General features: G+C 71.5%; 19 protein-coding genes and 1 pseudogene. 15 read left to right on the top strand and 5 right to left on the bottom strand.

Annotated elements, in window-relative coordinates:
* The 8 genes and pseudogenes from ACZ7DE_RS03470 to truA all read left to right on the top strand — a co-directional run.
* Positions 1 to 99, top strand: a pseudogene (locus ACZ7DE_RS03470) (type I methionyl aminopeptidase); the annotation flags it as partial.
* Positions 100 to 862: 763 nt separating this feature from the next.
* A complete protein-coding gene (infA, locus tag ACZ7DE_RS03465; RefSeq protein ID WP_003948620.1) occupies positions 863 to 1,084 on the top strand; it encodes a translation initiation factor IF-1 in 222 nt (73 codons plus the stop codon).
* Positions 1,085 to 1,156: 72 nt separating this feature from the next.
* The gene (gene rpmJ, locus ACZ7DE_RS03460) at positions 1,157 to 1,270 is read left to right on the top strand and encodes a 50S ribosomal protein L36 (RefSeq protein ID WP_004984509.1); all 114 of its coding nucleotides are present in this window, start codon (positions 1,157 to 1,159) and stop codon (positions 1,268 to 1,270) included.
* A 220-nt stretch (positions 1,271 to 1,490) separates the two neighbouring features.
* Positions 1,491 to 1,871 carry a 30S ribosomal protein S13 gene (gene rpsM, locus ACZ7DE_RS03455; RefSeq protein WP_020132619.1) on the top strand — a complete coding sequence of 127 codons (381 nt, stop codon included), beginning with the start codon at positions 1,491 to 1,493 and terminating at the stop codon, positions 1,869 to 1,871.
* Positions 1,872 to 1,936: 65 nt separating this feature from the next.
* Positions 1,937 to 2,341 (top strand): 30S ribosomal protein S11, encoded by a 405-nt coding sequence (gene rpsK, locus ACZ7DE_RS03450; RefSeq protein WP_010354218.1) that lies wholly within the window; start codon positions 1,937 to 1,939, stop codon positions 2,339 to 2,341.
* 125 nt (positions 2,342 to 2,466) lie between these two features.
* Positions 2,467 to 3,489 carry a DNA-directed RNA polymerase subunit alpha gene (locus ACZ7DE_RS03445; RefSeq protein ID WP_003966937.1) on the top strand — a complete coding sequence of 341 codons (1,023 nt, stop codon included), beginning with the start codon at positions 2,467 to 2,469 and terminating at the stop codon, positions 3,487 to 3,489.
* Between the two features lie 117 nt (positions 3,490 to 3,606).
* Positions 3,607 to 4,089, top strand: a complete 483-nt coding sequence (gene rplQ / locus ACZ7DE_RS03440) for a 50S ribosomal protein L17 (RefSeq protein WP_470757435.1) — start codon at positions 3,607 to 3,609, stop codon at positions 4,087 to 4,089.
* 142 nt (positions 4,090 to 4,231) lie between these two features.
* Positions 4,232 to 5,089 (top strand): tRNA pseudouridine(38-40) synthase TruA, encoded by an 858-nt coding sequence (gene truA / locus ACZ7DE_RS03435; protein ID WP_470757433.1) that lies wholly within the window; start codon positions 4,232 to 4,234, stop codon positions 5,087 to 5,089.
* A gap of 55 nt (positions 5,090 to 5,144) precedes the next feature.
* Here truA and ACZ7DE_RS03430 read toward each other — a convergent pair whose 3' ends face one another.
* Positions 5,145 to 6,020, bottom strand: coding sequence for a hypothetical protein (locus ACZ7DE_RS03430; RefSeq protein WP_470757430.1), 876 nt, complete (start codon positions 6,018 to 6,020; stop codon positions 5,145 to 5,147).
* 435 nt (positions 6,021 to 6,455) lie between these two features.
* On the opposite strand from ACZ7DE_RS03430, the gene rplM reads away from it, so the two are divergent.
* The 3 genes from rplM (at position 6,456) to glmM (ending at position 9,091) form a co-directional block, all read left to right on the top strand.
* Positions 6,456 to 6,899, top strand: coding sequence for a 50S ribosomal protein L13 (rplM, locus tag ACZ7DE_RS03425; protein WP_020132189.1), 444 nt, complete (start codon positions 6,456 to 6,458; stop codon positions 6,897 to 6,899).
* 44 nt (positions 6,900 to 6,943) lie between these two features.
* Entirely contained in the window at positions 6,944 to 7,465 is a 522-nt protein-coding gene (gene rpsI, locus ACZ7DE_RS03420; protein ID WP_470757428.1) for a 30S ribosomal protein S9, read from the top strand.
* Positions 7,466 to 7,732: 267 nt separating this feature from the next.
* Positions 7,733 to 9,091 (top strand): phosphoglucosamine mutase, encoded by a 1,359-nt coding sequence (glmM, locus tag ACZ7DE_RS03415; protein WP_470757426.1) that lies wholly within the window; start codon positions 7,733 to 7,735, stop codon positions 9,089 to 9,091.
* Positions 9,092 to 9,186: 95 nt separating this feature from the next.
* Here glmM and ACZ7DE_RS03410 read toward each other — a convergent pair whose 3' ends face one another.
* Positions 9,187 to 10,119: a DUF389 domain-containing protein gene (locus ACZ7DE_RS03410; protein ID WP_470757424.1), complete on the bottom strand. Its 933-nt coding sequence runs from the start codon at positions 10,117 to 10,119 to the stop codon at positions 9,187 to 9,189.
* A 16-nt stretch (positions 10,120 to 10,135) separates the two neighbouring features.
* Positions 10,136 to 11,104 (bottom strand): type I pantothenate kinase, encoded by a 969-nt coding sequence (gene coaA / locus ACZ7DE_RS03405; RefSeq protein ID WP_470757422.1) that lies wholly within the window; start codon positions 11,102 to 11,104, stop codon positions 10,136 to 10,138.
* 223 nt (positions 11,105 to 11,327) lie between these two features.
* On the opposite strand from coaA, the gene glmS reads away from it, so the two are divergent.
* Complete coding sequence (gene glmS, locus ACZ7DE_RS03400) at positions 11,328 to 13,175, top strand: glutamine--fructose-6-phosphate transaminase (isomerizing) (RefSeq protein WP_470757420.1); 1,848 nt, start codon at positions 11,328 to 11,330, stop codon at positions 13,173 to 13,175.
* Between the two features lie 303 nt (positions 13,176 to 13,478).
* Here glmS and ACZ7DE_RS03395 read toward each other — a convergent pair whose 3' ends face one another.
* Both ACZ7DE_RS03395 and ACZ7DE_RS03390 read right to left on the bottom strand, forming a co-directional pair.
* Positions 13,479 to 15,236, bottom strand: coding sequence for a M16 family metallopeptidase (locus ACZ7DE_RS03395; RefSeq protein ID WP_470757418.1), 1,758 nt, complete (start codon positions 15,234 to 15,236; stop codon positions 13,479 to 13,481).
* Complete coding sequence (locus tag ACZ7DE_RS03390) at positions 15,233 to 16,222, bottom strand: hypothetical protein (RefSeq protein WP_470757416.1); 990 nt, start codon at positions 16,220 to 16,222, stop codon at positions 15,233 to 15,235. Before ACZ7DE_RS03390 ends, ACZ7DE_RS03395 begins: the two co-directional genes overlap by 4 nt.
* Before the next feature lie 157 nt (positions 16,223 to 16,379).
* On the opposite strand from ACZ7DE_RS03390, the gene ACZ7DE_RS03385 reads away from it, so the two are divergent.
* The 3 genes from ACZ7DE_RS03385 (at position 16,380) to alr (ending at position 19,737) form a co-directional block, all read left to right on the top strand.
* A complete protein-coding gene (locus tag ACZ7DE_RS03385; protein WP_470757414.1) occupies positions 16,380 to 16,751 on the top strand; it encodes a holo-ACP synthase in 372 nt (123 codons plus the stop codon).
* A gap of 45 nt (positions 16,752 to 16,796) precedes the next feature.
* Positions 16,797 to 18,236 (top strand): NAD(P)H-hydrate dehydratase, encoded by a 1,440-nt coding sequence (locus tag ACZ7DE_RS03380; protein ID WP_470757412.1) that lies wholly within the window; start codon positions 16,797 to 16,799, stop codon positions 18,234 to 18,236.
* Between the two features lie 337 nt (positions 18,237 to 18,573).
* Positions 18,574 to 19,737 carry an alanine racemase gene (gene alr / locus ACZ7DE_RS03375; protein WP_470757410.1) on the top strand — a complete coding sequence of 388 codons (1,164 nt, stop codon included), beginning with the start codon at positions 18,574 to 18,576 and terminating at the stop codon, positions 19,735 to 19,737.
* The last annotated feature ends 11 nt before the right edge of the window (positions 19,738 to 19,748 follow it).

The raw sequence follows: 19,748 nt of genomic DNA, 5'->3' as shown, positions 1-19,748 counted from the left end.
TTGACGGAGGCGGGGCCGCTGGTGCTGACCGCGGTGGACGGTGGCAGGGCGAAGCTGGCGGAGCACGGTGTGGTGGCGGCGCCGGACCCGCTGGCCTGACGGTGGGACGGTCCGCCGGGCGGAGGCCGGCGCAGCCGCTCGAAGCTTGTGTGGCGCCCCGGCGCCACACCCGCGAGGGCGGCGTCTGGGATTGGTCGACTGGACGGTCATCACGACCGACGGGACGTGGTCCTCGCACTGGGAGCACTCGGTGGCGTTGACGGAGGCGGGGCCGCTGGTGCTGACCGCGGTGGACGGTGGCAGGGCGAAGCTGGCGGAGCACGGTGTGGTGGCGGCGCCGGACCCGCTGGCCCGAGGTCTCCTCCGGGGGCACGGGCGGGTCTTCTCGCCCCCGCCGCCCCTTCCCGTCCCGTCCCTGGGGGCTGCCGCCCCCAGACCCCCGCTTCGGCCCCGAAAGGGCCTCGTCCTCAAACGCCGGACGGGCTGGGGACGCGGACTGGGGGCTGGGGAGGCGGACTGGGGGCTGTGGCCCCAGACCCCCGCTTCGGCCCCCGAAAGGGCCTCGTCCTCAAACGCCGGACGGGCTGGGGAGGCGGACTGGGGGCTGGGGAGGCGGACTGGGGGCTGTGGCCCCAGACCCCCGCTTCGGTCCTCAATAGGTGCTCGTCCTCAGACGCCGGACGGGCTGGGCGAGGCCTGTGTCGCTTAAGGATCTCCCTCGTGGGGCAGACTTCTCGATTCGTGTTTCTGCGGGGGCTGACGTAGACTGACTCGTCGGCTCTCGTGCACCCGCATGTCCGCATGCGCCCGTAAGGGAAAAGGCGGGGGAGCCGATCAAGGTAGTCGATTCGAAGGGCGAAGCGTGGCCAAGAAGCAAGGTGCCATCGAGATCGAGGGCACTGTCGTCGAGTCTCTTCCGAACGCCATGTTCAAGGTCGAGCTCCAGAACGGCCACCAGGTCCTGGCACACATCAGCGGCAAGATGCGTATGCACTACATCCGCATCCTCCCTGACGACCGGGTCGTGGTGGAGCTGTCTCCGTACGACCTGACGCGTGGCCGGATCGTCTACCGGTACAAGTAGATCTTGCCCAGGTCCTCGTGCGCCCCGCGGGCGTTCGGGGTCGGCGGCAACTGACCCGGAGAACCTCACCCAATGAAGGTCAAGCCGAGCGTCAAGAAGATCTGCGACAAGTGCAGGGTGATCCGCCGTCACGGTCGGGTCATGATCATTTGCGAGAACCCGCGCCACAAGCAGCGCCAGGGCTGATCGCACACGGATCACACCCTCTGCATCGATATCGCAGAGACTTCGCGCGACGCGAGCTGAATATGTTCATACGCAGGGCCCGGGCGGGTTCTCCCGCCTGATACCCCCGGTTCGGAGGCCGGGGACCCAGTCCGTACCAAATCTCCCGTTGCGACGGAAGAGGCCGGCGGCTGGGGGTCGGTTCTGCGGAAGACCTCCGAGGATCAACTGGAGCCATTGAATGGCACGCGTTTCCGGTGTCGACATCCCGCGCGAAAAGCGTGTGGAGGTCGCCCTCACCTACGTGTTCGGCATCGGCCGGACCCTTTCCCAGGAGACGCTGGCAGCGACCGGCGTCGACCCGAACACCCGCGTTCGCGACCTCTCCGAGGAGCAGCTCGTCGCGATCCGCGAGTACGTGGACGCCAACATCAAGACCGAGGGTGACCTTCGTCGCGAGATCCAGGCCGACATTCGCCGCAAGGTCGAGATCGGTTGCTACCAGGGTCTCCGTCACCGTCGTGGTCTGCCGGTCCGCGGTCAGCGCACCAGCACGAACGCTCGTACCCGCAAGGGCCCGCGTCGCGCCATCGCCGGTAAGAAGAAGCCGGGCAAGAAGTAGTCCTCAGCGGACGCTCATCAGCGGTCTTCGCTGTAGGACCGACCACCTCCCGTAGGAGTTAATAGATGCCCCCCAAGGGACGTCAGGGCGCTGCCAAGAAGGTGCGCCGCAAGGAAAAGAAGAACGTCGCGCACGGCCAGGCGCACATCAAGAGCACGTTCAACAACACGATCGTGTCCATCACGGACCCGGCCGGAAACGTGATCTCCTGGGCCTCCGCCGGCCACGTCGGCTTCAAGGGCTCGCGCAAGTCCACGCCGTTCGCCGCGCAGATGGCTGCCGAGTCGGCTGCCCGTCGCGCGCAGGAGCACGGCATGCGCAAGGTCGACGTCTTCGTCAAGGGCCCGGGCGCCGGTCGTGAGACCGCCATCCGTTCCCTGCAGGCCACTGGCCTCGAGGTCGGCTCCATCCAGGACGTCACGCCGACCCCGCACAACGGCTGCCGTCCGCCCAAGCGCCGCCGCGTCTGACGCACGGTCGTCTCAGGTTTTTCCGGGTTTCGGGTGGCACGTCTCGTTGGAGATGTGCCACCCGTACCCTTGCAGTACCGAGTCGGGCGTCAAATAGCGGGCGCCCCTGACTGAAGGATTCATCCATGCTGATCGCTCAGCGTCCCTCTTTGACCGAAGAGGTCGTCGACGAGTTCCGCTCCCGGTTCGTGATCGAGCCGCTGGAGCCGGGCTTCGGTTACACCCTCGGCAACTCCCTGCGCCGGACCCTCCTGTCCTCGATCCCGGGTGCGGCGGTCACGTCCATCCGCATCGACGGTGTCCTGCACGAGTTCACCACCGTGCCGGGCGTCAAGGAGGACGTCACCGACCTGATCCTCAACATCAAGCAGCTGGTCGTGTCGTCCGAGCACGACGAGCCGGTCGTGATGTACCTGCGCAAGCAGGGTCCGGGTCTGGTCACCGCCGCCGACATCGCGCCCCCGGCCGGTGTCGAGGTGCACAACCCCGACCTCGTCCTCGCCACGCTCAACGGCAAGGGCAAGCTGGAGATGGAGCTCACGGTCGAGCGTGGCCGTGGTTACGTCTCCGCCGTGCAGAACAAGCAGGTCGGTCAGGAGATCGGGCGCATCCCGGTCGACTCGATCTACTCGCCGGTTCTGAAGGTCACGTACAAGGTCGAGGCCACGCGTGTCGAGCAGCGCACCGACTTCGACAAGCTGATCGTCGACGTCGAGACCAAGCAGGCGATGCGTCCCCGTGACGCCATGGCCTCCGCGGGCAAGACCCTGGTCGAGCTGTTCGGTCTCGCGCGCGAGCTGAACATCGACGCCGAGGGCATCGACATGGGCCCGTCCCCCACGGACGCCGCCCTCGCCGCCGATCTGGCGCTGCCGATCGAGGAGCTGGAGCTCACCGTTCGGTCGTACAACTGCCTCAAGCGCGAGGGCATCCACTCCGTGGGTGAGCTCGTGGCTCGTTCCGAGGCCGACCTGCTCGACATCCGCAACTTCGGTGCGAAGTCGATCGACGAGGTCAAGGCGAAGCTGGCCGGCATGGGCCTGGCCCTCAAGGACAGCCCGCCCGGATTCGACCCGACCGCCGCCGCCGACGCCTTCGGCGCCGACGACGACGCGGACGCGGGCTTCGTGGAGACCGAGCAGTACTGATCGGTTCCACCTCCGGGGCCCGCGCGAGCGGACCCCGGATCTCCGACAGGCGACCGCCTGCTCGGATACTGACCCCGGTACCTGATACGGCCGGGGCAGACACCTAGGAGAAACACCATGCCGAAGCCCACCAAGGGCGCCCGTATGGGCGGCAGCGCTGCGCACGAGAAGCTCCTCCTCGCGAACCTGGCGAAGGCGCTGTTCGAGCACGGCCGCATCACCACCACCGAGGCGAAGGCGCGCAAGCTGCGCCCGTACGCCGAGCGTCTGGTCACCAAGGCGAAGAAGGGCGACCTTCACAACCGCCGTCAGGTGCTCCAGGTCATCACGGACAAGAGCATCGTGCACACGCTCTTCACCGAGATCGGCCCGCGCTACGAGAACCGCCCGGGTGGCTACACCCGCATCACCAAGATCGGTAACCGCCGTGGCGACAACGCGCCCATGGCTGTCATCGAGCTGGTCGAGGCGCTGACGGTCGCGCAGGAAGCCACTGGCGAGGCCGAGGCCGCGACGAAGCGCGCCGCGAAGGACGCCGAGGCTGCTCCGGCCGCCGAGGAGACCAAGGCCGACGCGGCCGAGGAGTCCAAGGACGCGTAAGCGTTCCGCCGGGGACCGTGCGTTCGCGGCTACGGGTTCGTAGCGGCTTCTCGCGCGGTTCTCCGCGCCCCTTCAGGGCGATTGCGGGTCCGTTCCTCTTCAGGGACGGGCCCGCTTTTCGTGTTGCCGAGAGGATCTCTGTGTGAGTGACGAAGTACAGCCCGGGTTCGTGCGGGTGCGGCTGGACCTTTCCTATGACGGTTCCGAGTTCTCCGGATGGGCCAAGCAGGCCGCGGGACGGCGGACCGTGCAGGGGGAGATCGAGGACGCCCTGCGGACCGTCACCCGGTCCGGGGGGACGACATACGAGCTGACCGTGGCCGGGCGGACCGACGCCGGGGTGCACGCGCGCGGGCAGGTCGCCCACGTCGACCTGCCGGAGGAGGTCTGGCGCGAGCATCACGAGAAGCTGCTGAAGCGGCTCGCCGGGCGGCTGCCGAAGGACGTCCGGGTGTGGGCTCTGCGGGAGGCCCCGCACGGCTTCAACGCGCGGTTCTCGGCGATCTGGCGGCGGTACGCCTACCGGGTCACCGACAACCCCGGCGGGGTCGACCCGCTGCTGCGGGGCCACGTCCTGTGGCACGACTGGCCGCTCGACGTCGACGCCATGAACGAGGCCGCCGGGCGGCTCCTCGGGGAGCACGACTTCGCCGCGTACTGCAAGAAGCGGGAGGGGGCCACCACCATCCGCACGCTTCAGGAGCTGAGCCTGGTCAAGGGCCCCGACGGGATCATCACCGCCACCGTCCGGGCCGACGCCTTCTGCCACAACATGGTGCGCTCGCTGATCGGGGCGCTGCTGTTCGTGGGGGACGGGCACCGGGGGGCCGAGTGGCCGGCAAAGGTGCTCGCCGCGGGCGTACGGGACTCGGCCGTGCACGTCGTACGGCCGCACGGGCTGACGCTGGAGGAGGTCGGCTACCCGGCCGACGAACTCCTTGCCGCGCGCAGCAAGGAGGCGCGCAACAGGCGGACGCTGCCCGGGGCCGGGTGCTGCTGAGCCGGCCCCCCGCGCCCGCCTCGCCCCGCCTCGTGCGGGGCTCGGGCCGGCCCGGTCAGCTGTTGGCCGCTGCCGAGGCCTGGGCCTCGCCGCGGCGGCGGATCTGCTGGAAGGTGAATTCGGCCAGGTCGTCGCCCGTGGTGAAGACGGCCGTGTCCTTCGTCGTGACGTCCTTGCCGTTGGTGAAGCCGGTGATCGTGAAGTAGGCGTACCGGCCGTAGGAGTTGGTCGTCGAGCGGCAGATCGCGCCGTTGCAGAACGCCTTCACGTCCCCGCCGGTGAGGGCCTTGACGATGCTCTTGCTGTCGGCCTGGCTCTTGACCTTGAGGGCCTGGGCCTCGGTGTCGAAGACGGCCACCCCGACCGTGACCGCGATGCCGTCCTTGACATAGGTGACGCGCATGACACGGGTGCAGCCGTTGGCCGTGAGGATCTTGGTCAGCGTGCCGGCGGCGCCGGTGGCGCACGTGGTGCTGTCGGCCTTGGGGCCCTTCTTGTACACGGCCGAGCCCATGGTCAGCTGGGTACCGGGAAAGAGCAGGTCAGGACCGTTGGGGGCGGTGTCCTTGGCCTTGCTGGCGACGAATTCCTTCGGGTCCAGCGGGGGCGGGGCGCTGGTCGGCGCGAAGGACGGGGTGGCGGACGCGCTCGGCAGGTCGGCGGTCCCCGGCAGCGAGGACGTCGGCTGGTTCGCCTTGTCGCTGCCGTTCGCCGACACCACGGCCATGGCCACGGCGACGCCTATGGCGAGCGTGGCGAACGCGCCCCCGCCTATGAAGAGCAGCCGGCGGCGCTTGTTGCGCGTCTCGGACGCCTCGGCGAGCGCGGCCCAGTCCGGGGTCCGCCCGTCATCGCCGGTGGTCCACGGCTGCTGGGAGTTCGGTTTCCACGGATCCCACTGGGACTGAGGTCCCCCCTGCCCATAGCTCATGGGCCGCATCTTAGACGGGGAGCGGGGGGTGCTGTTCCGCCTCAACCGGCGCTGGAGTCCCCGGCATTCGGGGCGGGAGTGCGGGCAAACACGACATCTCCGGGTGGTTGGTACGGCATTCTCCCAGGCCGTCGTGCGGGGTGTGGCGCGGGACACTCCGGGCGGAGGTTTCCGGGCCTCGCTCCTGGCGAGAATGTCATGTTCACGGGTGTCCGTCGGCCCCGTTTTGACCCGACCCCCGGGGCGCGGGTATTCTGCTTCTTCGTTGTGTATTGGCTTGCTCTTCTCACGGGACGGGCCCTTACACCGGTCCACCGGGCCGATGACCAGCGACCAGCACGCGGTTTGCGTCACCGCAGTGCGGTCAGGGCTGTCGTGATCGTCTTCGGTGACCTTGTCAGGACCAATTCACTGAAGAAGCGAAGGCTACGAACCGTGCGTACGTACAGCCCCAAGCCCGGCGATGTGACGCGCCAGTGGCACGTCATCGACGCTCAGGACATCGTCCTGGGCCGTCTCGCCACCACTGCCGCGTCCCTTCTGCGGGGCAAGCACAAGCCGATCTACGCGCCCCACGTCGACACCGGTGACTTCGTCATCATCATCAACGCCGACAAGGTGCACCTCTCCGGCAACAAGCGGACCCAGAAGATGGCCTACCGCCACTCCGGGTACCCGGGCGGTCTGCGCTCCGTGCGCTACGACGACCTGCTCGCGAACAACCCCGAGAAGGCCGTCGAGAAGGCCGTCAAGGGCATGCTCCCCAAGAACACGCTCGGCCGTCAGATGCTCTCGAAGCTGAAGGTCTACAAGGGTGACGTGCACCCGCACGCGGCGCAGCAGCCTGTGCCGTTCGAGATCACCCAGGTCGCGCAGTAAGTCCGGCCACACCACCCCAAGCTGAAGAGAATCTGAGGAGAACCGTGGCCGAGACCACTGCCGAGCAGCCGCTCGAAGAGACCGAGCTCGTCGACATCGACAGCTACACCACCGAGTCCGAGGTCCCCGTCGAGGGTGAGTACACCTCGGAGTCCCTGGCCTCCCGCTTCGGCGAGGCCCAGCCGGCGGCCGGCCTGGGCCGTCGCAAGAACGCCATCGCCCGCGTCCGGATCGTTCCGGGCTCCGGCAAGTGGAAGATCAACGGTCGCACCCTCGAGGACTACTTCCCGAACAAGGTGCACCAGCAGGAAGTCAACGAGCCGTTCAAGGTTCTCGAGCTCGACGGCCGCTACGACGTCATCGCCCGCATCTCGGGTGGCGGCGTCTCCGGTCAGGCCGGTGCGCTCCGTCTCGGTGTCGCCCGCGCGCTGAACGAGGCCGACGTCGACAACAACCGTGGCGTCCTGAAGAAGGCCGGCTTCCTCACGCGTGACGACCGCGCGGTCGAGCGCAAGAAGGCCGGTCTCAAGAAGGCCCGCAAGGCCCCGCAGTACAGCAAGCGCTAAGCTTCGCTGCCTGCTCGTACGTATTCCGGGTCGGGCCGGGTTCGGTCCGCCCGCACGTACTCCGAACGCCCCGGCGGCACGCCACAGTGTCGCCGGGGCGTTCGTTTTCTCGCAGCCGTGGGCGTATAACGGCACAAGGTGCTCAAAGGCTTGTGTGATCGGATGTTCAGGGCATCAAATGCCTGAATGCGGGAGCCGCCGCAGACCGGCAAATGCGTCCGACGCGCCCGCACGGCTTTTGAAACTGACGCTTCCTCAGGAGGACAAGTGGGACGACTCTTCGGCACGGACGGCGTGCGCGGTGTCGCCAACGCGGATCTGACGGCCGAGATGGCCCTCGGCCTCTCGGTCGCGGCGGCGCACGTGCTGGCCGAGGCGGGCACGTTCGAGGGTCACCGGCCGGTGGCCGTCGTCGGACGGGACCCGCGCGCGTCCGGGGAGTTCCTCGAGGCCGCCGTGGTGGCAGGTCTGGCGAGTGCGGGTGTGGACGTGCTGAAGGTCGGCGTGCTGCCGACGCCCGCCGTCGCGTACCTCACCGGCGTGCTCGGCGCCGACCTCGGCGTGATGCTCTCCGCCAGCCACAACGCCATGCCCGACAACGGCGTCAAGTTCTTCGCCCGCGGCGGCCACAAGCTCGCCGACGAGCTCGAGGACAGGATCGAGTCCGTCTACGAGGAGCACCGCACGGGCGCGCCCTGGGACCGGCCCACCGGAGGCGGCGTCGGTCGCGTGCGCTCGTACAGCGAAGGGTTCGACCGCTACGTCGCCCACCTCATCGCCGTCCTGCCGAACCGGCTCGACGGGCTGAAGATCGTCCTGGACGAGGCGCACGGCGCCGCGGCGCGGGTGTCGCCCGAGGCGTTCACCCGGGCCGGCGCGGAGATCGTGACCATCGGCGCCGAGCCGGACGGGCTCAACATCAACGACGGGTGCGGGTCCACCCACCTGGACAAGCTGAAGGCCGCGGTCATCGAGCACGGGGCCGACTTCGGCATCGCGCACGACGGCGACGCGGACCGGTGCCTCGCCGTGGACCACACGGGCGAGGAGATCGACGGCGACCAGATCCTCGCCGTGCTGGCCCTGTCCATGCGGGAGCGGGGCGTGCTGCGCTCGGACACCGTTGTCGCGACGGTCATGTCCAACCTCGGCTTCAAGCTGGCCATGGAGCGCGAGGGGATCCAGCTGGTGCAGGCCGCCGTCGGCGACCGGTATGTGCTGGAGGAGATGAAGCAGCACGGATACGCGCTGGGCGGTGAGCAGTCCGGGCACGTGATCATCCTCGATCACGCGACGACCGGTGACGGCACGCTGACCGGGCTCATGCTGGCGGCTCGGGTCGCCGAGAGCGGGCGGTCGCTGCGGGAGCTGGCCTCCGTGATGGAGCGGCTGCCGCAGGTGCTGATCAATGTGCCGGACGTCGACAGGTCCCGGGTCGGGGACTCGGCCGAGCTCGCCGCCGCCGTCGGTGAGGCGGAGCGGGAACTCGGCTCCACCGGGCGGGTGTTGCTGCGGCCCTCCGGGACCGAGCCGTTGGTTCGGGTGATGGTCGAGGCCGCTGACATCGACCAGGCTCGGGCCGTTGCCGGGCGACTGGCCGATGTGGTGAAGTCCGCGCTGGGTTAGCCCGCGGGGCCGTTCCGAGGTGGGGGGCTGGGCGTCGCGGGCCGTGAGGTCGTCGTGGCTTGTCGTGCAGTTCCCCGCCCCCCTGGCCAGCGGTCCTACGCCTTGCTCGACCGTTGCCGTGGCCAGAGGGCCTTCTGGATCAGCAGGGTCAGCGTGCCCGCCAGGATGATGCCCAAGAGGTTCAGCAGCAGTTGCTCTGTCGAGCCCAAGGTCTGGCGGGTGTCGCCGTAGCTGAGGGCCACAGCGGCGTTGGCGGCCGCCGGGACCGTCGTCACCGAGATCGCGACGCCCACCAGGGCGCCGGATTTCGCCGACGTCAGGGAGAGCGTGCCGGCGGCTCCCGCCAGGACGGCGACGATGAAGGAGAAGGCGTCCGGGGCGTAGACGAAGCCGGTCTGGGGGCGGTCGGCGTCCAGTTGCTCCCTGCTGAACAGGCCGAGCGCGTCCATGAAGAGGCTGAAGCCGACCGTCACCGCGATCGCCGCGGCGAAGCCGACCAGCAGGGCGATCAGCGAGCGCAGGGCCAGGCGGGGAGCCCGCTGCACGATCGACGTCGAGACGCCGGCCAGTGGGCCGAACTCGGGGCCCACCGCCATCGCGCCCACGATGAGCACCGCGTTGTCCAGGACCACACCGCAGGCGGCGATCATCGTGGCGAGCGTGATGAACGCGACGTATGTGACGGAGAGCGTCGACTCCTCGTGGGTGGCGTCCGTGAGGTGCTCCCACAGGACCGCGTCGGCGGCCTCGCCCGGCGCCTCGGCCTCGGCCTTGTCGGCGCGCGCCGAGAGCGACAGGTCGATGTTCTCCACGGCGATCGAGCCGGTCTTGTCGAGGCCCAACTGCTGCAGCCCGGTGAGGAGTTCGTCCCCGGCCTCGCGCGCCACGTCGCACAGGACGACATCGCCGGCCGGGTTGCGGGCGGCGCCCGGCACGACGACGAGGTGGGTGGTTCCGACGGTGTTCTCGATCAGTCGGACCGCGGCGTCGGTGACGTCCGACGGTGTGATCAGGCGCAGGTGCAGCATGGGGGCAGGGTAGCCGTCAGAGTTTGCGCAGACTCAGGCGCTGCACCTTGTGGTCCTGGCCCTTGCGGACCACGAGGGTGGCCCGGCCGCGGGTCGGGGCGATGTTCTCCACCAGGTTGGGCTTGTTGATGGTGCGCCAGAGGCCGCGGGCGTAGTCGAGGGCCTCCTCCTCGGAGACCTGGGTGTACTTCCTGAAGTACGAGTCGGGGTTCTGGAAGGCGGTCAGGCGCAGTTTCCGGAACCGGCTGAGATACCAGCGCTCGATGTCCTCGGCGCTCGCGTCGACGTACACGCTGAAGTCGAAGTAGTCGGCGAGGCCGACGCGGGTGCGGCCGTCCTTGCCGGGGAGCGCGGGCTGCAGGACGTTCAGGCCCTCGACGATGAGGATGTCGGGGCGGCGGACGGTGAGTCGGCGGTCCGGCATGATGTCGTAGATCAGGTGGGAGTAGACGGGCGCTGTGACCTCGGCCTTCCCCGCCTTGATGTCGGCGACGAAGCGGGTCAGCGCGCGGCGGTCGTAGGACTCGGGGAAGCCCTTGCGCGACATCAGGCCGCGGGCTTCCAGCTCCTTGGTGGGGAGCAGGAAGCCGTCCGTGGTGACCAGTTCCACGCGCGGGTGCTCCGGCCAGCGGGACAGCAGGGCCTGCAGGAGACGGGCGACCGTCGACTTGCCCACGGCCACCGAGCCGGCGACCCCTATCACGAACGGCGTCCCGGACTGGGAGCCCTGTTCGCCGAGGAAGGTGTTCAGCGCGCCGCGCAGTCCGTCCGTCGCGCCGACGTAGAGGTTGAGGAGGCGGGACAGCGGAAGGTAGATGTCGCGCACCTCGTCGAGGTCGATGACGTCGCCGAGGCCGCGCAGCTTCTCGACCTCCTCGGCGGTCAGCGGCAGCGGCGTCTTCTCGCGCAGCGCGCTCCACTCGCTTCGGGTGAGGTCGACGTAGGGAGTCGCCTCCGGCCTGTGCCGGTGGGCGCTCCGGGGCATCGGGGGGACCGGGGAGATCACACTCCATTGTTAACGGAGTTTGAACGGGACGGTGGGTGGGCTCCGTCACGGTCCGGAGCACAGGCGGCGGGGCGAGGCGCCGGAGCGAGGGGCCGGGCCGGGGTGTGAGGGTCCGTTCGAGGGCGCGTACAGCCGTGGGAATTTCCGAATTCGGGCACGTGGAGGCTCTTTCGGGACGTGATTTCACCGTACGCTGCCGCTCATGTGCGGAATCGTGGGATACGTGGGGTCTCAGTCGGCGCTCGACGTCGTCATGGCCGGACTGAAGCGGCTGGAGTACCGGGGGTACGACTCGGCGGGCGTCGCCGTGCCGGCCGACGGGGGGCTCGCCGCCGCGAAGAAGGCGGGCAAGCTCGTCAACCTGGAGAAGGAGCTGACGGAACGGCCGCTGCCGGCGGGGACGACGGGCATCGGGCACACCCGGTGGGCCACGCACGGCGCACCCACGGACGTCAACGCCCATCCTCATCTCGACAACGCCGGCCGCGTCGCCGTCGTGCACAACGGGATCATCGAGAACTTCGCCGCGCTGCGGGCCGAACTGGGCGAGCGGGGCCACGAGTTGCCGTCCGAGACCGACACCGAGGTCGTGGCGCACCTGCTCGCCGAGGAGTTCTCGGTGACCGCCGACCTCGCCGAGTCCATGCGGCTGGTGTGCCGGCGGCTGGAGGGGGCGTTCACGCTGGTCGCGGTGCACGCCGACGAGCCGGACGTGGTGGTCGGGGCACGGCGGAACTCGCCGCTCGTGGTGGGCGTCGGGGAGGGCGAGGCCTTTCTCGCCTCGGACGTCGCCGCGTTCATCGCGCACACGCGGTCGGCGATCGAGCTGGGCCAGGACCAGGTGGTGGAGCTGCGCCGGGACGGCGTGACGGTCACCGGCTTCGACGGGTCCGCGGCCGACGTGCGCGAGTACCACGTCGACTGGGACGCCTCGGCCGCGGAGAAGGGCGGCCACGACTACTTCATGCTCAAGGAGATCGCCGAGCAGCCCAAGGCGGTCGCCGACACCCTGCTGGGCCGCATCGACGGCTCCGGGGCGCTGACCCTCGACGAGGTGCGCATCCCGGCCGCCGAGCTGCGGGAGATCGACAAGGTCGTGATCGTCGCGTGCGGCACGGCCTTCCACGCGGGCCTCATCGCCAAGTACGCCATCGAGCACTGGACGCGCATCCCGTGCGAGGTCGAGCTGGCCAGCGAGTTCCGCTACCGGGATCCCATTCTCGACTCGCGGTCACTGGTCATCGCCGTCTCGCAGTCCGGCGAGACCATGGACACGCTGATGGCGCTGCGGCACGCGCGCGAGCAGGGTTCCAAGGTGCTCGCCATCTGCAACACCAACGGGTCGACGATCCCCCGCGAGTCGGACGCCGTGCTCTACACGCACGCCGGGCCCGAGGTGGCCGTCGCGTCCACCAAGGCGTTCCTGACGCAGTTGGTCGCGTGCTACCTGGTCGCCCTGTACCTGGCCCAGGTGCGCGGCGCCAAGCGGGGGGACGAGATCCGGGCCGTCGTGCGGGACCTCGCGCGGATGCCCCGCGAGGTCGAGCGGGTGCTGGAGACCATGGAGCCGGTGCGGGAGCTGGCCCGGTCGCTCGCCGGGAAGGACACGGTGCTGTTCCTCGGGCGGCACGTGGGCCATCCCGTCGCGCTGGAGGGCGCGCTCAAGCTGAAGGAGCTCGCCTACATGCACGCGGAGGGGTTCGCGGCGGGGGAGCTGAAGCACGGGCCCATCGCCCTCATCGAGGAGGACCTGCCGGTCGTCGTCGTGGTGCCCTCGCCGCGCGGACGGTCCGTCCTGCACGACAAGATCGTCTCCAACATCCAGGAGATCCGGGCGCGGGGGGCGCGGACCATCGTGATCGCCGAGGAGGGGGACGACGCGGTGGTGCCGTACGCCGACCATCTCGTGCGGATTCCGGTCACGCCGGTGCTGCTGCAGCCGCTGGTCGCGACGGTGCCGTTGCAGGTGTTCGCGTGTGAGCTGGCCACGGCGCGGGGCAACGAGGTCGATCAGCCGCGAAACCTGGCGAAGTCGGTCACCGTGGAGTAGCTCCGCCCCGCCGGGGCCGCCGGTCTGGCCGGCGGCCTGGCCTCCGGCCCCGGCCAGCCGGGGCCGCGCGCCCGCCCTGCGGAAGCCCGCGCGGCTGGTCCGCCGGTCTGGCCCGCGTGTCTGGTCCGGTGGTCTGGCCCGCGTGCCTGGCCTGCCGGTCTGGCCCGGGCGCCTGGCCTGCGTGTCCGGGCCGCCCCGCTTGGCCCCCGTGCCTGGTCCGCCGGTCCGGCCGACGGGTTTGGTGCGCCTGCCAGGCCGTTCTCGGAGTGCCTCGATGGTGTCCGGGAGCGGCCCAGGCGGGCGTCAGGGGCGCCTGCGCTGCCGTCGTGCGGCGAACACCTTCCAGGTCGCGAAGACCAGCGGCGCCTCCAGGATCCAGACGCCCACGACCGCCTCCCACTCCGGGGCGGCGGCCGAGGCCTCGTCGGCCGTGACCACCGCGCACAGCAGGCCCCAGGCCGCCGCGAGCAGGCCGACGAGCCACAAGGCGGTGGTCCAGCCCCAGGTCGAGCGGCCGCCGGCCGCCGCGGCGGAGGCCCGCGGGCGTGGCTGCGGGATGTGGTCGGGCTCGCGGGCCGGCATCGGCACCCTCGCCCGCGCGGGCACGGCCGCGTCCAGCGCCGCGATCCGGTCCGCCGTGACACCCCGGTAGAGGGTCGGCTCCACGGTGACCGAGAAGCCGTCGTGGCCGGTGAGGACGCGGCCGCCGTCGGGACGGGTGGTCATCGCCGCGCAGGCGTCGTAGCGCACGGTGATCGGGCCCCCGGGGGTCAGCAGGCTCACCCCCTCGGAGCCGATGACCAGGGTGACGTCCTCGGACTCCAGGGACTGGTGGCGGGTGCCGGTGACCGCGGCCGTCGAGACCTGCGGGGCGAGGGTCGGGCCCGCCCACTCGACGCCGTGGCCCGGCACCTGCAGGAGCGCGTTGTCCCAGGCCTCCCGGGCGACCTCGTGCAGATCCCGCGTCGTCACCGCGTTCAGCTCCGCCTTGTGCTGCTCGGGGGTGAGGATGCGGTGCCCGAGCAGCAGGCTCAGCGCGTACGAGGGCAGGGTGGCGGCGCCCAGGTCGGGGGTGTCGTACATCTTGAGGAGCTTGCCGCGGACGGAGTCCAGCTCGGCCTGCTCAATACGGCCGGCGCGCAGCCGGGCGAGGGTGTCGACGAAGCCGCCGACGACCGCGTCCTGCTTCTGCGGAAGGGCGTCGGCGTACGCGGTGAGGGTCGCGAAGCCGGCGTCGCGCGGGGTGTAGTCGGCCTCCGCGGTGTAGGAGAAGCCGCCCTCCTGGCGCAGGTCCTGGAAGAGGGCCCGGCCGAGGACGTCCGCGAAGACGTTGGCCGCGGTGGAGCGGCGCAGCACCGAGGTGAGGACCACGTGACCGTCGTCGCCCCTGATGAACGCGGGGGTGGTGGGCAGGGCGCTGGTCGGGGCCGGCGCGGGGAAGCGGGAGCCCTGCGGGAGGGTGAGGTCCAGGCCGTCGGGGACGTGGTCGCTGGTGATCCACAGCACCGCGTTGTCCCTGGTGAAGCGGGTCTCGGCCCAGTGGCGGACCTGTTCGGGCGTCAGGCTCCAGGTGCCGAGCTCGCTGTAGCTGGACAGACCGTAGCTCTGGGCGCCGTAGCGCCACAGCGGCATCTGGTGCTGGGGTCCGCCGCCGCGGCCGGCGGCCTCCGTGCGCAGGATCTCCTTCTCGGTCTCCAGCCGCTGCATCGGCAGGTCCCGCAGTCCCGCGCACACGCTGTTGAGGTACCTGACGACCTCCTCCTCGCTGCCGGTGACGTGGAACAGGGTGTACGTGTTCGCCGTCGCGCCGTTGTAGTGCAGGTCGGACAGGCCGAGGCGGTGCAGGGCGAGGTGCTCGACGAGGTGGGTGACGCCGGCGGTGGCCAGGGTCTCGTCGGCGCGGCCCACCCGGAAGAAGAGACCGGCGGTGATCTCCTTGCCCGAGGCGGGGGCGTAGAGGGTGGGGATGTGGTCGGTGGTGGTGTGGGAGACCAGACCGCTGAGGGCGGCGAGGCCCTCGATGCCGTCGAGGCCGTCCTGCTCGTGGAGGTTCGTGGTCATCGGTGGGCGCCTCCTCGGGCTTCCAGAGCCACCTTGCGGGTCTTGAGGAACGCCGTCGTCCTGTCGGGCAGGTACTGCCAGGGGAACTCCGACGCGCGGTCGCCGAGGAAGGCGAAGTGCGGGGCCGCGTCCTGCCAGTGGTTGCCGAGCGAGAAGGCGAACGCGAACGCGTTGTGCGCGCCGATCGTGTTCCAGTCGGGCCGGTGATCGGCGTGCAGCACGGACACCTGGGCGGCGTGGCGCAGGTCGTCGCGGACCGGCAGGCCCCGCATGTAGGCCGCGTCCTCGCCGCTGTCCAGCTCCAGCCAGTGCTCGATGTGCGCGAGAGCGACCAGGGAGCCGGAGACCGACCCGTCGGGCGCGGCGGTCGCGCACTCCCGCGCGAAGCCGTGCGCCGCCTCCCAGGAGCCGCCCCACTTCGGGCACAGCTGCTGGAGCAGCTGCGTCTGGGCGCGGTAGTGGTGGGGGTGGTGGGCGGACAGCCGGTCGTAGCGGCGGCGCGCCTCGGCCTGCCCCAGCTGCAGACCGCGCGCGGTCAGCAGCCGGGCGGTCCAGGCGGGCGCGTACGCGGGCTGCTCGGCGCACACCTCGATCAGCAGCAGCTCGGCCCGGCGCAGCCAGTCGTGGAACTGGGCGAACTGGTCGCGGGAGACGTGCTGGGCGCGGGCGCCGCTGCGGATGTCCCAGCCGATGTGGATGTACCGCTCGGCGAGCAGCGTCCGCGGCAGCGGGTCGCCGGGCAGCTCGGCGGCCGCTCGCTCCAGGAAGTTCTCGACGCCCGGGATGTCGGCGAGGAGGCCGGCGGCCGTGGTGAGCCGGTCGGCCGAGCCGAGCCCGGCGAAGTAGGCCCGGACGGCCGGCCAGTCCCCGGCCTGCGCGGCGGTGCGCAGCGGCACCAGCTCGGGCGTGTTGTCGTACGGGTCGAAGGTCGGCCCCGAAGAGCCCGGCGGTCTGCCGTTGGTCGTGCCGCTGGTCGTGCTGGTCATGCCCCCGCCCCCTGGCGTCGCCCGTCCGCGGCGCGCGGGCTGGCCCCCCAGGGCGCGCGGCGGTGGAAGTCTGTTTCCGACGTGCTTCCGACTTGACGTGATCAAGTCGCCGCAGGCTAGCAGGGGGCTGTGACGGCGCGGCCTTAGGGTGCTCGGCATGAGCATCATCGGGGTCGGTATCGACGTGGCCGAGATCGAGCGGTTCGCGGCGTCGCTGGAACGGACGCCGGGACTCGCCCAGCGGCTGTTCGTGCAGAGCGAGCTGCTGCTGCCCAGCGGGGAGCGCCGGGGGGTCGCCTCGCTGGCGGCGCGGTTCGCGGCGAAGGAGGCGCTCGCCAAGGCGTTGGGGGCGCCGCCCGGGCTGCTGTGGACCGACGCGGAGGTGTACGTCGAGGACAGCGGGCGGCCTCGGCTGCGGGTGCGCGGCAGCGTCGCCGCGCGGGCGGCCGAACTGGGCGTCACGGGATGGCATGTGTCGTTGAGTCATGATGCGGGCGTCGCCTCGGCGGTGGTGGTCGCCGAGGGGTGAGCCGACCGCGTGCGGCGGCGGGGCGGGCCGGGGCAGACTCGACGTATGCGTACTGCCTACTGCGTCGAGACCGTCCGCCGTGCCGAGCGGGAGCTGATGGCCCGGGTCCCTGAAGGGGCCCTCATGCAGCGGGCCGCCGCCGGGCTCGCCGCCGCCTGCGCGGACCTGTTGGGCCGGGTGTACGGGCGGCGGGTCGTCCTGCTGGTCGGCAGCGGGGACAACGGGGGCGACGCCCTGTACGCCGGCGCGCGCCTCGCCCGGCGCGGCGCGGGGGTCACCGCGGTGCTGCTGGCGCCGGAGCGGACCCACGGCGCGGGACTGGCCGCCCTGTTGCGCGCGGGCGGACGCACGGTCGTCCCGGGCGGCGCCGGAGACGTCGTGCGGCGGGCCGACCTCGTGCTCGACGGCATCGTCGGGATCGGCGGCAAGGGCGGCCTGCGGCCGGAGGCGGCCGCACTGGCCGACCTCGTCGACGACGTACGGGCCGCCGTCGTCGCCGTCGATCTGCCCAGCGGCGTCGACGCCGACACCGGAGAGGTCCACGGGAGCGCGATCCGCGCCGACCTGACCGTCACCTTCGGCGTCCACAAGCCGGGGCTGCTCGTCGACCCCGCACGCGAGTACGCGGGCTCGGTGCGACTCGTCGACATCGGGCTCGGCGGCGAACTGCCCGCCGTGCCCGAGCTGGAGGCCCTGCAGCACGCGGACGTGGCCGCCCTGCTGCCGACGCCGGGCGGCGAGAGCGACAAGTACCGGCGGGGCGTCGTGGGGATCGCCGCCGGGTCCGCCCGCTATCCGGGGGCCGCCGTGCTGGCCGTCGCCGGGGCGCTGCGCGGCGGGGCGGGGGCCGTGCGGTACGTCGGTCCGGCCGGGGACGCGGTCGTCGCGCGGTTCCCCGAGACGCTCGTGTCCGACCAGGGGCCGAAGCAGGCCGGGCGGGTGCAGGCGTGGGTCGTCGGGCCGGGCGCCGGGGACGACGCGGCGACGGTGGCCGAGGTGCTGGCCGCCGAGGTGCCGGTGCTCGTCGACGCCGACGGGCTGCGGCTGGCGGACGCCGCAGCGGTGCGGGGGCGTACCGCGCCGACGCTGATGACGCCGCACGCCGGGGAGGCGGCCGCACTGCTGGGGGTGGCGCGCGAGGAGGTCGAGGGGGCCCGGCTGGCCGCGGCGCGGGAGCTGGCGGCGCGGTACCGGGCGACCGTGCTGCTGAAGGGATCGACGACGCTGGTCGCCGACGCGGGGGGCGCGGGCGTGGTCCGGGTCAACGCCACCGGAACGGCCTGGTTGGCCACCGCCGGGAGCGGGGACGTCCTGTCGGGGCTCGCGGGCTCGTTGCTGGCGGCCGGGCTGAGCGCGCTGGACGCGGGGAGCGCGGGCGCGTACCTGCACGGCCTCGCCGGACGCTTCGCCGCACACGGCGCGCCGGTGGGCGCCCATGACGTGGCCGAGGCGATCCAGCAGGCCTGGAGGGACGTACGGGACTGACGGGGCGTGAGGGAGCGGGCGGCGGCAGGCCGAGGCGCCGGGCTCGGTCGGTCCGGCGCCTCGCCAGGGCCTCCCTCGCCTCGCGAAGCCCGTGGCCGACGACCGGGACGAGGACCGGGAAGCACCTGTCACGTGCGGTGCCGGGGACATCACGAGGTCGGTCAGGGCGTTCGAGGCGAGGACGGCGAGCCCGAAGACCGGCGCGTCGGCCCCGATTCTCTTCCGTCGGAAGGCCCGCGGGGCCGGGGGCGTCCGAAGAAGGGCGACCGGGTCTGCGGGCGGGGGCAGTGGCCCGGCAGCGGAAGGGTTGTCCGGGCGCTCTGAGACACTGGGCGCGATGAGTGAGACTGCCGACCTGCCCGCCGCCCCGTCGCGTGCCCGTGCCGAGATCGACCTGGCCGCGCTGCGGGCCAATGTGCGGACCCTGCGTGCCAAGGCGCCGGGGGCGGCGTTCATGGCCGTGGTGAAGGCCGACGGGTACGGACACGGGGCTGTGCCGTGCGCCCGCGCGGCCGTCGAGGCAGGCGCCACCTGGGTGGGCACCGCCACGCCCGAGGAGGCCCTGGCCCTGCGCGCGGACGGCGGACTGCCGGCCGACGTCAGGATCATGTGCTGGCTGTGGACTCCGGGCGGCCCCTGGCGGGAGGCCGTCGAAGCCGGCCTCGACGTGTCCGTGAGCGGGCTCTGGGCGCTGCGGGAGGTCGAGGAGGCGGCGCGGGCCGCGGGCCGGACCGCCCGGGTGCAGCTCAAGGCCGACACCGGACTCGGACGCAACGGGTGCCAGCCCGGCGACTGGCCCGAGCTGGTGGCGCAGGCCCTGCGCGCCGAGGGCGAGGGGCTGCTCCGGGTCACCGGCCTGTGGTCGCACTTCGCCTGCGCCGACGAGCCCGGGCACCCCTCCATCGCCGCTCAGCTCGGCCGTTTCCAGGAGATGGTGGCGCACGCCGAGGAACGGGGCGTGCGGCCCGAGGTGCGGCACATCGCCAACTCCCCGGCCACGCTCACGCTCCCGCAGACCCACTTCGACCTCGTCCGCCCGGGCATCGCGATGTACGGCGTCTCGCCCAGCCCCGAGCTGGGCTCCTCCGCCGACCTCGGGCTGCGCCCGGTGATGACCCTCGCGGCCTCGCTGGCCCTGGTGAAGCACGTCCCGGGCGGCCACGGCGTGAGCTACGGCCACCACTACGTCACCCCGGGGGAGACGACGCTCGGGCTGGTGCCCCTCGGGTACGCCGACGGTGTGCCGCGGCACGCCTCCGGCACCGGCCCGGTGCTGGTCGGCGGCAAGTGGCGGACGGCCGCCGGCCGCATCGCGATGGACCAGTTCGTCGTCGACCTCGGCGGCGACGAGCCCGGACCCGGCGCGGAGGCGATCCTCTTCGGCCCCGGCGACCGCGGCGAGCCCACGGCGGAGGACTGGGCGCAGGCGGCCGGAACCATCGGATACGAGATCGTCACGCGCATCGGAGTGCGGGTTCCCCGCGTCTATGTGAATGAATGACGCGTCCAGCA

Source organism: Streptomyces sp. NPDC037083 (assembly GCF_055606485.1).
The sequence above is the reverse complement of the archived record's forward strand: the minus strand, read 5'-3'. Positions and strand labels throughout refer to the sequence as shown.

What these genes read in the sequence shown, in the direction of transcription:
- rpsM (WP_020132619.1), top strand. Translation starts at nt 1,491, where the DNA reads ATGGCACGCGTTTCCGGTGTCGACATCCCGCGCGAAAAGCGTGTGGAG.
- coaA (WP_470757422.1), bottom strand. Translation starts at nt 11,104, where the DNA reads ATGCCCCGGAGCGCCCACCGGCACAGGCCGGAGGCGACTCCCTACGTC.
- rplQ (WP_470757435.1), top strand. Translation starts at nt 3,607, where the DNA reads ATGCCGAAGCCCACCAAGGGCGCCCGTATGGGCGGCAGCGCTGCGCAC.
- rpmJ (WP_004984509.1), top strand. Translation starts at nt 1,157, where the DNA reads ATGAAGGTCAAGCCGAGCGTCAAGAAGATCTGCGACAAGTGCAGGGTG.
- ACZ7DE_RS03410 (WP_470757424.1), bottom strand. Translation starts at nt 10,119, where the DNA reads ATGCTGCACCTGCGCCTGATCACACCGTCGGACGTCACCGACGCCGCG.
- ACZ7DE_RS03380 (WP_470757412.1), top strand. Translation starts at nt 16,797, where the DNA reads ATGCGTACTGCCTACTGCGTCGAGACCGTCCGCCGTGCCGAGCGGGAG.
- glmS (WP_470757420.1), top strand. Translation starts at nt 11,328, where the DNA reads ATGTGCGGAATCGTGGGATACGTGGGGTCTCAGTCGGCGCTCGACGTC.
- alr (WP_470757410.1), top strand. Translation starts at nt 18,574, where the DNA reads ATGAGTGAGACTGCCGACCTGCCCGCCGCCCCGTCGCGTGCCCGTGCC.
- ACZ7DE_RS03390 (WP_470757416.1), bottom strand. Translation starts at nt 16,222, where the DNA reads ATGACCAGCACGACCAGCGGCACGACCAACGGCAGACCGCCGGGCTCT.
- ACZ7DE_RS03445 (WP_003966937.1), top strand. Translation starts at nt 2,467, where the DNA reads ATGCTGATCGCTCAGCGTCCCTCTTTGACCGAAGAGGTCGTCGACGAG.
- ACZ7DE_RS03430 (WP_470757430.1), bottom strand. Translation starts at nt 6,020, where the DNA reads ATGAGCTATGGGCAGGGGGGACCTCAGTCCCAGTGGGATCCGTGGAAA.
- ACZ7DE_RS03395 (WP_470757418.1), bottom strand. Translation starts at nt 15,236, where the DNA reads ATGACCACGAACCTCCACGAGCAGGACGGCCTCGACGGCATCGAGGGC.
- rpsK (WP_010354218.1), top strand. Translation starts at nt 1,937, where the DNA reads ATGCCCCCCAAGGGACGTCAGGGCGCTGCCAAGAAGGTGCGCCGCAAG.
- ACZ7DE_RS03385 (WP_470757414.1), top strand. Translation starts at nt 16,380, where the DNA reads ATGAGCATCATCGGGGTCGGTATCGACGTGGCCGAGATCGAGCGGTTC.